The sequence below is a fragment of the Jannaschia sp. R86511 genome (assembly GCF_042466345.1).
Taxonomy (GTDB): domain Bacteria; phylum Actinomycetota; class Actinomycetes; order Actinomycetales; family JBBAYJ01; genus Aquipuribacter.
In genome coordinates this window covers 3,475,835-3,489,123 of the sequence record NZ_JAXHCD010000001.1, presented here as the reverse complement: position 1 = coordinate 3,489,123, position 13,289 = coordinate 3,475,835, and the positions used below count along the sequence as shown (strand labels likewise).

The 13,289-nt window shown below is 77.2% G+C and carries 11 protein-coding genes; 5 read left to right on the top strand and 6 right to left on the bottom strand.

The genetic code is table 11. The annotated features are described in order from the left end of the window. Positions 1–49 precede the first annotated feature (49 nt). Entirely contained in the window at positions 50–1,189 is a 1,140-nt protein-coding gene (locus SJY06_RS16280) for a polyprenyl synthetase family protein (protein ID WP_380168579.1), read from the bottom strand. 75 nt (positions 1,190–1,264) lie between these two features. On the opposite strand from SJY06_RS16280, the gene metF reads away from it, so the two are divergent. Next, positions 1,265–2,221, top strand: a complete 957-nt coding sequence (gene metF, locus SJY06_RS16275; protein ID WP_380168578.1) for a methylenetetrahydrofolate reductase [NAD(P)H] — start codon at positions 1,265–1,267, stop codon at positions 2,219–2,221. 101 nt (positions 2,222–2,322) lie between these two features. On the opposite strand, the gene SJY06_RS16270 is transcribed toward metF, so the two are convergent. Genes SJY06_RS16270 through SJY06_RS16250 form a run of 5 tightly spaced genes read right to left on the bottom strand, consistent with a single transcriptional unit; the run spans position 2,323 to position 7,127 of the window. Further along, positions 2,323–3,888 (bottom strand): phytoene desaturase family protein, encoded by a 1,566-nt coding sequence (locus SJY06_RS16270; RefSeq protein WP_380168577.1) that lies wholly within the window; start codon positions 3,886–3,888, stop codon positions 2,323–2,325. Then, positions 3,885–4,994: a glycosyltransferase gene (locus SJY06_RS16265; protein ID WP_380168576.1), complete on the bottom strand. Its 1,110-nt coding sequence runs from the start codon at positions 4,992–4,994 to the stop codon at positions 3,885–3,887. The genes SJY06_RS16270 and SJY06_RS16265 overlap by 4 nt, the downstream gene beginning before the upstream one ends. Beyond that, positions 4,991–5,887 carry a carotenoid biosynthesis protein gene (locus SJY06_RS16260; protein WP_380168575.1) on the bottom strand — a complete coding sequence of 299 codons (897 nt, stop codon included), beginning with the start codon at positions 5,885–5,887 and terminating at the stop codon, positions 4,991–4,993. Before SJY06_RS16260 ends, SJY06_RS16265 begins: the two co-directional genes overlap by 4 nt. A 33-nt stretch (positions 5,888–5,920) precedes the next feature. After that, positions 5,921–6,445 carry a YbaK/EbsC family protein gene (locus SJY06_RS16255; RefSeq protein WP_380168574.1) on the bottom strand — a complete coding sequence of 175 codons (525 nt, stop codon included), beginning with the start codon at positions 6,443–6,445 and terminating at the stop codon, positions 5,921–5,923. Between the two features lie 34 nt (positions 6,446–6,479). Continuing rightward, positions 6,480–7,127: a DM13 domain-containing protein gene (locus SJY06_RS16250; RefSeq protein ID WP_380168573.1), complete on the bottom strand. Its 648-nt coding sequence runs from the start codon at positions 7,125–7,127 to the stop codon at positions 6,480–6,482. 225 nt (positions 7,128–7,352) lie between these two features. Between SJY06_RS16250 and SJY06_RS16245 the strand changes: the two genes are divergently transcribed. The 4 genes from SJY06_RS16245 to SJY06_RS16230 all read left to right on the top strand — a co-directional run bounded on the left by SJY06_RS16245 (position 7,353) and on the right by SJY06_RS16230 (position 13,197). After that, positions 7,353–7,709: a DUF6504 family protein gene (locus tag SJY06_RS16245; RefSeq protein WP_380168572.1), complete on the top strand. Its 357-nt coding sequence runs from the start codon at positions 7,353–7,355 to the stop codon at positions 7,707–7,709. After that, positions 7,709–8,197, top strand: coding sequence for an SAV_6107 family HEPN domain-containing protein (locus SJY06_RS16240; protein WP_380168571.1), 489 nt, complete (start codon positions 7,709–7,711; stop codon positions 8,195–8,197). The genes SJY06_RS16245 and SJY06_RS16240 overlap by 1 nt, the downstream gene beginning before the upstream one ends. A 25-nt stretch (positions 8,198–8,222) precedes the next feature. After that, positions 8,223–12,341: a DNA polymerase III subunit alpha gene (locus SJY06_RS16235; RefSeq protein WP_380168570.1), complete on the top strand. Its 4,119-nt coding sequence runs from the start codon at positions 8,223–8,225 to the stop codon at positions 12,339–12,341. A gap of 82 nt (positions 12,342–12,423) precedes the next feature. Then, on the top strand, positions 12,424–13,197 hold the full coding sequence (locus SJY06_RS16230) for a class I SAM-dependent methyltransferase (protein ID WP_380168569.1): 774 nt from the start codon (positions 12,424–12,426) through the stop codon (positions 13,195–13,197). The last annotated feature ends 92 nt before the right edge of the window (positions 13,198–13,289 follow it).

The following is a 13,289-nucleotide window of genomic DNA, read 5'->3' as shown; positions in this document are numbered from 1 at the left end:
GCTGCGGCGTCCGCCCGCCCGGCGGATGCAGCCGGCCGGGTGACGGCCCTCACGTGGTGCGCGACGTCGCGGCCACCACGAGGCCCTCGAGGACCTCCCGGGCCTCGGGGTCCACGTCGGCCGTCGCCAGGGCGGCCGTGGCGGCCTCGACGTCCGCGGCGATCAGCGCCTCCACGCGGTCGGCGGCCCCGGTGTCCAGCAGCACCTCGCGCAGGGTCGCGACGCCGTCCGGGTCCAGGTGCGGGTCCCCGAGCAGCCGCCGGACCTGCTCGGCCTGGGCCGGGGTGGCCCGTTCCAGCGCGAGCGCGACCAGCACGGTCCGCTTGCCCTCGCGCAGGTCGTCCCCGGCGGGCTTGCCGGTCTCCGCGGGGTCGCCGAAGACCCCGAGCACGTCGTCGCGCAGCTGGAAGGCCTCGCCCAGCGGCAGGCCGTAGCCGCTGTAGGAGGCCAGCAGGGACGGGGGGGCGCCCGCCAGGGTGCCGCCCATCAGCAGCGGGTGCTCGATGGTGTACTTCGCGCTCTTATACCGGATCACCGTGCGGGCGCTGGCGACGGGGTCGTCGTCGGTCCGACCGGCCGTGGCCTGCTCGAGCATGTCCAGGTACTGCCCGGCCATCAGCTCGGTGCGCATCCGGTCGAACACGACCCGGCCGCGCGCGACGGACTCGGTCGGCAGGCCGCAGGTGGCGAGCGTCTCGTCCGACCAGGACAGGCACAGGTCGCCGGCCAGGACCGCCCCGGCCATGCCGTAGCGCTCGGTGTCGCCGTGCCAGCCCGAACCACGGTGCAGCTGGCCGAAGCGCCGGTGGACGGCCGGCCGGCCGCGTCGGGTGTCGGAGTCGTCCATCACGTCGTCGTGGATCAGGGCCGCCGCCTGGAACAGCTCGAGGCTGGTCGCAGCGGTGATGATCTCCTCGCAGTCGACGCCGCCGGCGCCGCGCCAGCCCCAGTAGGCGAACGCCGGCCGAAGCCGCTTGCCCCCGGCCAGCAGGTCCACGACGTAGTCCACCAGCGGGGCGGCGTGCGGGCTCACGGCGGCGACCGTGGCCACCTGCCGGGCCAGCACCTCGTCCAGGACCGCCTGCACCCGGGCCCGCAGCGACGCCCGGTCGAGCACGGCCCGGGCCGATGCCACCGCACCGACGGCGACCGGGGCGGTTGGGGGGTCGTGGGGCGGCGGGGTGGTCATGGTGGCCCAGCGTATGTTCGCGCCGACCTGCGGGCACACCCGGCCCGCGGGGCGCCGGGCGCCTAGCCTGGTGACGTGCCCGAGGCCTCCGTCATGCCGCAGCGTCACCGGACCGTCGTCGAGGCCCTGGGCGCGGCGCGCGAGCAGGGCCGACCGACGGTCTCCTTCGAGTTCTTCCCGCCCCGCGACGCCGCCGCGGAGCAGCAGCTGTGGCAGGCGGTCCGGCGCGTGGAGGCGGTGCGGCCGGACTTCGTGTCGGTCACCTACGGGGCCGGGGGCGGCACGCAGGACCGGACCGTGCGGGCGACCCAGCGCATCGCCCGCGAGAGCTCGCTGGCGCCCGTGGCCCACCTGACCTGCGTCGGCCGGACCCGGCAGCAGCTGCGCCAGGTCATCGGCGCCTACGCCGACTCCGGCGTGCGCAGCGTGCTGGCCCTGCGCGGGGACCCGCCCGGCGGGCCCGGAGCACCGTGGCAGCCGACCCCGGGCGGCCTGGACCGTGCCATCGAGCTGGTCGAGCTGGTGGCCGGCCTGGGCAGCTTCTCGGTGGGGGTGGCCGCGTTCCCCGACGTGCACCCCGAGTCGCCGTCGGCCTCGCACGACGCGCGGGTGCTGGCGCTCAAGGCCCGCGCCGGGGCGCAGTTCGCGGTCACGCAGTTCTTCTTCGACCCGGACGCCTACGTCCGCCTGGTCGACGGGGTGGCGGCCTCCGGGGCCGACCTGCCGATCCTGCCCGGCATCATGCCGGTCACCAACCTGCGCCAGCTCGTGCGCTTCCCCCAGCTGTCCGGCCAGCCGCTGCCCGCCGACCTCGTGGCCCGGCTCGAGCGGGTGGCCGACGACCCGGTCGCGGTGCGGCAGGTCGGCATCGAGGCGGCGACGCGGCTGTGCGAGCGGCTGCTCGCGGCCGGCGCGCCGGGGCTGCACTTCTACACGCTCAACTCCTCGACCGCGACGCTGGAGCTGGTGTCGAACCTGGGTCTGGCCCCCGGCCGGGGCGGTGCCGTCGCACCAGCGGCGCCGCGACCCTGACCGCCCCCGGCCGAGACGTGGCCGGGGCCGCGTCGGACGGGCCGTGCCGCGTCACGGGGCCGCCGGAGCCGCCGGGGTCAGGACGGGGTCACGCGGTGGGGTCACGCGGTGGGGTCGCCGGGACCGTCCTCCGGAGCCGCGACCGGGCCGATGAGGTCCGCCACGATGCGTGCGCTCATCCCGACCAGCGGGATGCCGCCGCCGGGGTGCGCCGAGCCGCCCACCAGGAACAGGCCCTCGACGTTGCTGGCGTTGGCCGGGCGCAGGAACGCCGAGCGGGCCCCGTTGCTGGAGCTGCCGTAGATGGAGCCACCGACGCTGCGGGTGGCCGTCTCGAGGTCGGCCGGGGTGCGCACCACCCGCCACAGCAGCCGGTCGCGCACGTCGAGGCCGCGCTCGGCCATGACCTCCAGGACCCGGTCGGCGTAGCTCTCGGCCAGCCCCTCGGCCCGCCAGTCCACCCCGCCCGCGGGGTCCCCGGGACGGTGCCGGGGGGCGTTGACCAGCACGAACCACGACTCGTGGTCCTCGTCGGGGCGCAGCGCCGGGTCGTCCGGGGCGGACACGTAGACCGTCGGGTCCGGGGCCGGTCGGGGCCGGCCGCGGTGCCGGCCGGTGCCGAACACCGAGTCGAACTCGTCGTCGTAGTCGGCGGGGAACAGGACGGTGTGGTGCTGCAGGTCCTCGGTCCGTCCCCGCAGGGCCAGCAGCAGCACGAACCCGGACAGCGACGGCTCGGCCTTGCGCAGCCGGCGCCGTCCCAGCTCGCCCGGGGGGCCCGCGAGCAGCTCGTGGTAAGTGTGGGCGGCGTCGGCGTTGGACACCACGACCTCGGCGTCGACGACCGAGCCGTCACGCAGCCGCACGCCCTGCGTGCGCCAGCCCATCGGTCCGGGCACGTCCTTGACGATGATCTCGGCCACGTCGGCGCCGGTCCGGATCCGGGCCCCGCACTCCAGCGCCCGCTGGGCGAGCGCCTCACCGAGCTGCTGCAGCCCGCCGCGCAGGTACCAGGCCCCGTAGGTCTGCTCGACGTAGGGCACCGTGGCCAGCACCGCCGGCGCCCGGCGCGGGTCGGAGCCGGTGTAGGTGGCGTAGCGGTCCAGCAGCGTGCGCAGCCGCGGGTCCTTGAGGTAGCGCCGGCCCAGCGAGCGCAGGCTCCGCCAGGGGGCGATGCGCAGCAGGTCGTCGACCTTGCGGGCCTCCCGGGCCAGCGTCCGGACACCGTCCAGGGGCGAGTCCAGGAACGGCCCGCGCGCCGCCTGCCAGATGTCGCCGGCCCGCTCCAGGAAGGCCAGCCACTGCGCCCCGGTGCCCTCGCCCAGGGCCGCGTCCATGGCGGCGGCCACCCGTCGGCCCCCGCCGCCGGGCACGTCCAGCACCGTGCCGTCGGCGAAGCGGTAGCGGAACGCCGGGTCGAGCGCGGTCAGGTCGAGCAACCGGCTGAGCGGGGCGCCGGTCTGCGCGAACAGGTCCTCGTAGACCGACGGCAGCGTCAGCAGCGACGGGCCCGTGTCGAACACGAAGCCGTCCCGGGCGTACCGGCCGAGCTTGCCCCCGACGGCGGTCGACTGCTCCAGGACGGTCACGTCGTGGCCCGCGTGGGCCAGCCGGACGGCGGCGGCCAGGCCCCCCAGGCCCGCACCCACCACGACGACTCTGCTCACCGGACCTCCCTGCCCTTCCACCGCAACGTGCCCCGGTACCGTCCCACGAACGAGCGCACCGTGAGGTACGCCGCGGCCAGCACGGACAGCGGGTGGACCAGCGCGTCCGGCAACGACCTGGCCCCCGTGGCCTCGGCGGTCAGGTAGCGGCCCAGGACGCCCGCCCCGAGCCCCAGCAGACCGACCCGGGAGCCGCGCAGGGCCGCCGCGGCCGGCCACACGTAGGCCAGGCCGAGCACGGCCATGACGGCGGCGGCCCCGGCCGGGGAGCCGAAGGCGGACCACAGCGACTTGCCGTAGCCGTCCTGCACCTGCGCCCAGGAGGTGTACATCCGGCAGATGGCGACCCCCGACCCGTCGCAGGGGACCCCCCGCCCGCCGGTCCGCTTGACCGCCCGCAGCAGCGCGATGTCCTCCAGGACCTCGCCCGCCACGGCCGCGTGGCCGCCCGCCCTGCGGTAGGCCGCGGCGTCGACGGCCAGCAGCTGGCCGTTGGCCGCGGCCAGGCTGGCCCGCGGCGACCGCTCGGCGAGGTCCAGCGGCAGGGTGGTGAGCCAGGACCACTGCAGCAGCGGCTGCACGAGCCGCTCGCCCGGGCCGAGCGCCAGCTGGCGCGGGTAGGGCGAGACCAGGTCGAGCCCCGCCGCGCGCAGCAGGTCGACCGTGCCGGCGACCGCGTGGGGGGCCAGCACGACGTCGGCGTCGACGAACAGCAGCACCGAACCGGTGGCGGCCTGCGCCAGCTGGTGGCAGGCGAACGCCTTGCCCCCCCAGCCCTCGGGTCGCGGCGAGGAGGTGAGCAGCCGGACCCGCGGGTCACGGCGGGCCGCGTCGCGCACGGCCCCGGCGGTGCCGTCGGTGCTGCCGTCGTCGCAGACCAGCACCTCCAGGTCCGCGACCCCGGTCTGCTCCCGCAGGGAGTCCAGCAGCGCGGGCAGCGTGGTCTCCTCGTCCCGGGCCGGCACCAGGACGCTGACCCGCTCCGCCGTCGGTGGCGGCTCGTCGCGCGGGCGGCGCAGCCGGGTGACGTTCCAGGCCGTGTGCGCCGTGAGCCCGACCGCCAGCGCGGTGCCCAGCAGGGTGAGCCGCTCGGGTCCCCGGCTCACGCTCGCGACGTGCGGCGGTCGGGGTGGTGCGGCCGGGCCGTCGTCGTGCGGCGCTGCTCGGAGACGAACAGCCACAGGTAGGGCGCCACCACCAGACCCATCCCGACGAAGCCGTAGGCGGCGACCTCCGGGCGGCCGAAGAACGCCACGTTGGCCAGGGCGGAGCCGAGCCAGGTCCAGGCCAGCAGCAGCGCCGGCACGGACTCCTCAACGTCCCGGTGCGGCACGACGGCGTCCAGCACGCTCACCATGAGGACCGCGACCAGCAACCACCCGGCGTAGTTGGTCAGCGGGATGCCGGGCACCCCGGGCAGCCCGGGCTCGGGCGCGGCGAAGACCCAGTGGCCCGCGTCCGTCATCTGCGGGTCGAGGTAGAGGTCCCACGAGGCCAGGGCCAGCCCGCCGACCACGGCCGTGGTCGCGGCCCGCAGCGACGCCGCAGCGCGGCGACCGAGCCGGCGGCGGGCCTCGACGCGGCCCAGCAGGGCCGCCGCCAGCCGACGGCCGAGCAGCAGGGTCGGCCAGGCCATCATGGTCCAGGCCAGCGGGATGACGACGGGCACGTCGAGCAGCTCCGGGCCCAGGGTCCCGGTGTAGACGTAGGGCCCGAACGGGAAGCCCGTGGCCGTGCCGACCGCCTCGGCGACCAGCCCGATGCCGCCGGCGACGAGCAGGACCAGGACGGCGACGCGGGCGCCCAGGGTCAGGGCGGCGTGGCTCAGGCTCGTCGCGCAGAACAGCAGGACGGTGGCCACGGTCGAGGCCAGCAGGGCGCGCCCGTCCAGCAGCGGGTAGGTGATCTGCACCAGCACCGTCAAGGCCGCCAGGGCCAGGGGCAGGCCCGACGGCGACAGGAGGGCCCGCCGGGCGGTCGGCGGTCCTGCGTCGGGCATGGCCGTGAGTCTAGGTGTCGTCACGGGCTGCGGTCAGGGGCGGGCCACCACGGCGCTGCGGCCCTCGGTCAGGCGCACCAGCTCGTCGTGGCTGGTGGGGAACACGGTGTGCGGGTGCCCGGCGGCGGCCCACACCTCGCCCAGGTCGGCCAGGTCGGCGTCGACCAGGGTCGGCAGCGGGTTCGGGTGCCCGACGGGGGAGACCCCGCCGATCACGAACCCTGTCGCGCTGCGGACCAGGTCGGGGGACGCCCGGCGCACCGAGGCGACCTCGAGCAGGTCGGCGACGAGGTCGGTGTCCACCCGGTGGCCGCCGGAGGCGAGGACCAGGACCGGGAACGGGTCGTCGCCCCCGACCGCGTCGTGGTGCGGGTGGGCGACGAAGACCAGCGAGTTGGCGATCTGGGCGACCCCGACCCCGAGCGAGGCCGCCGCCTCGGCCGCGGTCCGGGCGCCGGAGTCCAGCACCTGGACCCGGTCGGGCACGCCGGCGGCGGCCAGGGCGGCCCGGACCCGGGACACCCCCGGGTGGGTCGCGAGGTCGAGGGGCTCGGTCACGGAGGGATCCTAGGCGCCGACCCGCGGGTGGTGGTCAGGTCAGGGCGGCCGCCCCGAACGACACGGAGAACCGGGCGCACCACACGCTGACGCTGCCCAGGGCGTCGAGGTCGACGTCGGCCGGGATCGGGTAGTTGGCGTCGCCCTGGTTGCCCTTGAGCTCGCCCAGGTCCACGTGGGCGCCGTCGTCGAACACGAACCAGCCGTCGCGACCGGTCAGCACCGGGGCGTCGCTGAGCCAGACGTGCAGGTCCGGCCCGTTGGAGGTGTCCAGCCCCTCCAGGCGCAGCACCCGGCTGCCGTCGGGCAGCAGCAGGACGCGCGCCGTCCCGGTGGTGGCGTGCTCGTGGCTGACCAGCTCGCCCCGCGCCAGCTCGATGGGTCCGGTCGGGCGGGGTGCGGTGGGCGTCGCGGCGGTCGGGCCGGTCGCGTCGGTCGCGGCGGTGGGGGACCCGGCCGGTGTCGGTCCGGTGGTGCTCGGGCCCGGGGCGGGCGGGGGCGTCGGTGCGGCGGGGAGGCTGCTGGTCGCCGGGGTCGGGGCCGGGGCGGCGACGGGCAGCGCCTCGGACACCTGCTCGTCGAGGACGAGCAGCCACGGCTGGAGCACGGCCAGGGCGGTGCCGACGACGGCGACGAGGGCGAGGACGGAGGCGACCAGCAGCGGTCCGCGGGGGATGCGCACCCGGCCAGCCTGCGCGGCCCGGGCCCCCGCCGGGCGCCACCGGGGGTGGCCGTCACCGTTCCGTCAGACCCGGGTCACCGGCCGGTCAGGGGTCGGTCCCCGTGCGGACGGGCGACTCGCCGGGGCGGTGGACGGATGTCGGGGTCCCGGCCTACTGTTCGAACACGCGTTCGGTAGAACACGTGTTCGAACGGCTCGTCCGTCGTCCGTCGTCAGGAGGTCATCGTGCGTCGTCATGACGAACCCGTCCAGGTCCGCCTCAGGACCATCGGCGACGAGGCCCAGGGGGTGCCGGACGCCTTCCTGTGGCGCGGTCGTCTCTACGTGGTCCGCGAGGTGCTCGCCACCTGGCTGGAGAGCGAGCCGTGGTGGGAGGCCGCCCGCACCCCCGGGCACCGGGTCGCCCCCGAGCGCACGGTCTGGCGGGTCGAGGCGGGGGCCGGGCGCCAGCTGGGCACCGGGGTGTACGACCTGGCCCAGGCCGTCGCGGCCCCCGCGATGGCGGGGGCCGGCGCCCCCGGTGGCACCCCCGCCGGGGCCGGCGGGTCGGACGAGTGGTGGCTGCTGTGCCAGCTCGACTGATGACCGAGGCCCGTCCCGAGGCCCGTCCCGAGGCCCGCCCCGAGACCCGTCCCGAGGCCCGTCCCGGCGACCTGGCCGTCGTGGTCGGTCCCGCCGAGGTCAACGCCGCGGTCGTCGCGCTGCTGGAGCGCTCGCGCGAGGGGCTGCGCACCGCGGCGGCGGAGCTGGACGCCCGGGCCCGCTGGTCGGGGGCGCACCTGGCGGCGCTGCGCGCGGCCACCGCGGTGCTCGCGGTGCGCGGCCGGCCCGGTCCGGCCCGGTCGCGTCCGCGCAGCGTCTGGCAGGTGCTGCCCCGGCTGGCCCCGGAGCTGGCGGAGTGGGCGGTCTTCCTCGGTGGGCTGCAGCGGCTGCCCGAGCGTCCCGGCGGGCACTCCCGGGCCGCCGACGACCTGCTGCGCGACGCCGAGCGGTTCCTCTGCGCCGTCACGCGCGCCCTGTCGCTGCCGTGGCGGCCCGTGCTGCCCGACGTCGTCCCGGCCTCCCGGTGACCCGGCCCGTCCGGGGGCGGTGCCGATGAGCGGCTTCACCCACCTCCACGTCGCCTCGGGCTACTCGCTGCGCCACGGCGCCTCGACGCCGGCAGCGCTGGTGGCCCGGGCCGCCGAGCTCGGCATGGACGCGCTCGCGCTCACCGACCGCGACGGCTGCTACGGCGCGGTCAAGTTCGCCGTGGCCTGCGCCGACGCCGGCATCGACCCGATCATCGGGGTGGACGTCGCCGTCGAGCCGTCCGGGGCGCTCGTCGGCCTGCCCGCCTGGGCCGACCCGTCGCAGGCCGGTCGGGCCGGGGCGTCCGGGGCGTCCGGGGCGAGGGGTGCCGGGACGACCGGGGCCCGGCGCAACCCCGCCCGGGGCGGCGCCGTGGTCGACCCCCGCCACCCCCGCGTCACGGTCCTCGCGCTCGCGGCCGACGCCCGCACCGGGCTGCCGCCGGGGGCGGGCTGGGCCCAGGTCTGCCGGCTGGTCAGCGCCGGGCACGCCCGCAGCCCGCGCGGGCGTCCCGTCAGCACCGAGGACCTGCTGGTGGCCCACGCCGTCGACACCTCCGGCCCCTCGGGCGGGACGGGGGCGCCGGCGCTGGCGGTGCTGCTCGGGCCCGGGTCCGAGGTCGGCCGGGCCGTGCTGGCCCGTCGCGACGACCTGGCCGTCCGGCTGCTGCGGCGCTGGGCGGACCGGCTGCCGGCCGGCAGCCTCTACGTCGAGCTCGTCCACCACCGCAGCCGCCGCGACACCGTGGGCAGCGTGGGGCTGGCCGGGCGGATGCTCGCGGTGGCCGACGCCGCCGGGGTGCCCGCGGTGCTCACCAACGCCGTGCGCCACGTCGACCCCGACCAGGGCCTGGTCGTCGACGTGCTGGACGCCGCCCGTCGGCTGGTCGCCCTGGACCCCCGTCACCTGGACCGCACCACCTCGGCCGGGCACCTGGCCGACGGGGCGGACATGGCCCGGCGAGCCCGTGAGGTGGCCGTCCTGGCCGCCGGCCTGCCCGGCCACGAGGCCGGGTCGGGCCCGGACGCCCTGGCGAGCCGGTTGCTGGGCACCACGGCCGCGCTGGCCGACCGGTGCCGGCTGGACCCCGCCGCCGACCTGTCCGTCGGCTCGGTCCACCTGCCCGAGGCCGAGGTGCTGGGGTTCTCGGCCACCACCGACCTGCAGGCCGTCCTGGCCGCCCGCTGCCGTGAGGGCCTGCAACGCCGCTACGGCTCCCGCTCGGTGCGCTCGCCCACCGGGCTGGTCGGTCCCGCCGACATCGAGGCCCGCCTGGCCGACGAGCTCGCCGTCGTCGACCAGCTGGGGTTCGCGGCCTACTTCCTCACCGTCGCCCGGGTGTGCGACCTGACCCGCGACCTCGGCATCCGGGTCGCCGCCCGGGGGTCGGGGGCCGGCAGCCTGCTCTGCCACGTGCTCGGCGTCTCCGGGGTGGACCCGGTCCGCCACGGCCTGCTGATGGAGCGGTTCCTGTCGCCGCTGCGGGCCACGCTGCCCGACGTCGACGTCGACGTGGAGTCCGACCGCCGGATGGAGGTCTACGACGCCGTGCTGGCGCAGTTCGGCCCGCAGCGGGTCACCTGCGTGTCGATGATGGACACCTACCGGGTGCGCCACGCCGTCCGCGACGTCGGCGCCGCGCTCGGCATGCCGCCCGGCGAGGTCGACGCCATCGCCACCGCCTTCCCCCACATCCGGGCCCGCGACGCCCGCAAGGCCATCGAGGAGCTGCCCGAGCTGCGGGCCTCCGGTCTCGCCTCGGCCGACCTCGAGCAGTTCTTCGACCTGGTCGAGGGCGTCGACGGGCTGCCGCGCCACGTCGCGCTGCACCCCTGCGGGGTGATCATCTCCGACTCCGGCCTGCTGGACCGCACCCCGGTGGAGCCCAGCTACGACGGCTACCCGATGACCCAGCTCGACAAGGACGACGTCGAGGAGGTCGGCCTGCTCAAGCTCGACGTGCTCGGTATCCGGATGCAGTCGGCCATGGCCCACGCCACGGCGGAGATCGCCCGGGTCGACGGGGTCGAGGTGGACGTCGACGACCCCGAGCAGGTCCCGCTGGACGACCCCGACACCTACGCCCTGATCCGCACCACCCGCACCCTCGGGATCTTCCAGATCGAGTCGCCCGGCCAGCGCGAGCTGGTCGGCAAGTTCGCCCCGGACTGCTTCTCCGACATCGTCACCGACATCTCGCTGTTCCGGCCCGGACCGGTCAAGTCCGACATGGTGACGCCGTTCCTGCGGGCCCGGCAGGGCTGGAACGCCCCCGAGTACCTGCACCCGGACCTCGAACCGGTGCTGGCCGAGACCTACGGCGTGGTCGTCTTCCACGAGCAGGTCATCCGGATCGTCGCCGTCACGACCGGGTGCACGCTGGCCGAGGCCGACGAGGTCCGCCGCTCGATGGGCTCACCGGCCGGCCAGGAGTCCGTCAAGCAGTGGTACGTGCCCACGGCGGTCCGGCGCGGCTACACCCCCGAGGTGGTGGGCCGGTTCTGGGAGGTGCTCAAGGCGTTCGCGTCGTTCGGCTTCTGCAAGGCCCACGCGGCCGCGTTCGCGCTGCCCACGTTCCAGTCGGCCTGGCTCAAGCGGCACCACCCGGCCGCGTTCCTGGCCGGGGTGCTCACCCACGACCCCGGCATGTACCCCAAGCGGCTGGTGCTCGACGACGCCCGCCAGCTCGGCATCGCCGTGCTCGGCCTGGACGTCAACGCCTCCGACGCCACCTACCGGGTCGAGAAGGTCGCCCCCTGGGACGAGCCGCCGCCGGAGCTGCTGGGTGTGCCCGGTCGGGAGGCGCCGACCCTGGAGGGCCTGCCCGACGGGCGGGATTACGGCATCCGGCTGTCGCTGGCGGACGTCAAGGGCATCAGCGACGCCGAGGTCGCGCGCGTCGTGGCGGGGCGGCCCTACGGCTCGCTGGCCGACTTCTGGCACCGGGCGGGCGTGTCCCGGCCCGTGGTCGAGCGGCTCGTCATGGCCGGCGGCTTCGACGAGCTGTACGGGCTGACCGGCCGGGTGCACGGGCCGGGTCCCGGCGGCGGGTCGGGCTACCGGCTGCCGTCCCGACGACGCGGCCGGACCACCCGCCGCGACCTGCTGCTGCAGGTGGCCGAGCTGGACCGGTGGAGCCGCTCGGTGGGCGCGGTCAAGGGCGGGCGCGGGGTGGACCGCCGCCGCAGCGGCGGCACGGCCGGCAGCGCGGGGGTGACGGCCCCGGAGCCGGTGACCCAGCTGGCGCTGGACCTGGGGGACGCGCCGGACGAGACCGAGGGCACCGACCTGCCCGACATGACCAGCGCCGAACGGGTCGTGGCCGAGCTGGACGTCCTCGGCCTGGACGCCTCCCGGCACGTCCTGGACTTCTACGCCCCGCTGCTGGCCGCCCTCGGGGTCACCCGCAGCCCGGACCTGGTGCGGCAGCGCAGCCGCAGCGAGCTGCTGGTCGCCGGGGTCAAGGTCGCCACCCAGACCCCGCCCATCCGGTCGGGTCGGCGCGTGGTGTTCCTCACCCTGGACGACGCCACCGGGGCGGTGGACGCGACGTTCTTCGAGGACGTCCAGGGCCCGTACGCCGCCACGGTGTTCCACTCCTGGCTGCTGCTGGTGCGCGGGGTGCTGCGCCGCACCGGGCCGCGCGGGGTGTCGCTGCGGGCCACCGGGGCGTGGGAGCTGCCCACGCTGTGGGCCTGCTGGAAGGACGGCGGTCTGGAGGCGGTGCACGCGCTGCTGGCCGAGGTGCCGGCCGGTTTCGAGGACGCCGACCAGGTGTCCGGGCACGCCGTGGCCGGGGCGGCGGCCAGCCGCTCCAGCCGCCCGGTCGTGGTCCGGCCGCCGACCGGCCCCGGTGGGGGACCGGGCGGGCCGGGCGGTCCGGGGCGGCTGGCCGGCACCGGCGTCGGTGGACCCGACGGGCCGGTCGAGGAGCAGGCGGGCGACAGCGCCGGCGGGATGGGCGGCGGGGCGAGGCGGCGGGTGCTGGTCCACGCCAGCGGGTTCCGGCAGTCCCCGTACGCCGACATCACACCGGCGGGGGTCAGCGGCAAGGACCCCCGCAAGCTGGCCGAGGAGGCCGCCCGCGCGTCCCGGGTCCCGAGGCGGTTGTGGCACGCCAGCCCAGGGAGCTCCGGCCGGTGAGCGCGGAGCGGCCACGGAGCCGGTCCCGACCGACGGGTGTCGGGCCCGACCGGTCGGGCCCCGGTGCTCGTAGGCTGTGGCCGTGCCCGACACCAGCCCAGCCCTGCGCCGCGAGCGCCGCTCGACGCGCGCGGAGCTGCGCCACGAGGCGATCGGCCGCCTGGTCGGGCCGCTGCTGCGCGCCCCAGGACCGGACGGTGGTGCCGCCCTCGTCGTCGACCTCGGCGGCGGGGCGGGGACGCTGTCGGTCGAGCTGGCCCTGCTCGGGCACGACGTCCTCGTCGTCGACCCCAGCCCGGACGCGCTGGCCGCGCTGGCCCGCCGGGCCCGTGAGGCCGGGGTCGGTGAGCGGGTGCGCGGGCACCAGGGCGACGCCCGGGCGCTGCCCGGCCTCTGCGGCGGCCGCGCGGTGGACGTCATGCTGTGCCACGACGTGCTCGAGCTGGTCGACGACCCCGCTACGACGTTGGCCGAGCTGGCCGCGGCCATGCGGCCAGGGGCCTCGCTCAGCCTGCTCACCGCCCAGCGCAGCGGGGCGGTGGCGCTGCGGGCGGCGGTCGGCCGGGTCGAGGAGGCCCTGGCCGCGCTCAGCGACCCCGACGGGCGGACCGGTCCGGACGACCCGCTGCTGCGACGGCTCGACGCCGACGCCACGGCCGCGCTCCTCGGGGACGCCGGGCTCGACGTGGTCGAGGTCACCGGCGTGCCCGTCCTGGCCGACCTGGTCCCCGAGGCCGTCCTGGACTCCTCGCCCCGGGCCCGCGAGTCGCTGCGGCGCCTCGAGCTGGCCGCGGCCGACCACCCCGACCTGCGCGGGCTCGCCTCCCACCTGCACTGGCACGCCGTGCGGCGCTGAGGTGGGCCGCACCACCCGCGGGCCCGGCCGCGCCCCGACGGCCGACGCGACGACGGCCGACGCGACGACGGCCGACGCGACGACGGCAGGGT

Excerpts from the sequence above, each read along its gene's own strand:
- SJY06_RS16240 (WP_380168571.1), top strand. The coding sequence starts at position 7,709 with ATGACCGAGGCCCGTCCCGAGGCCCGTCCCGAGGCCCGCCCCGAGACC.
- SJY06_RS16280 (WP_380168579.1), bottom strand. The coding sequence starts at position 1,189 with ATGACCACCCCGCCGCCCCACGACCCCCCAACCGCCCCGGTCGCCGTC.
- SJY06_RS16235 (WP_380168570.1), top strand. The coding sequence starts at position 8,223 with ATGAGCGGCTTCACCCACCTCCACGTCGCCTCGGGCTACTCGCTGCGC.
- SJY06_RS16260 (WP_380168575.1), bottom strand. The coding sequence starts at position 5,887 with ATGCCCGACGCAGGACCGCCGACCGCCCGGCGGGCCCTCCTGTCGCCG.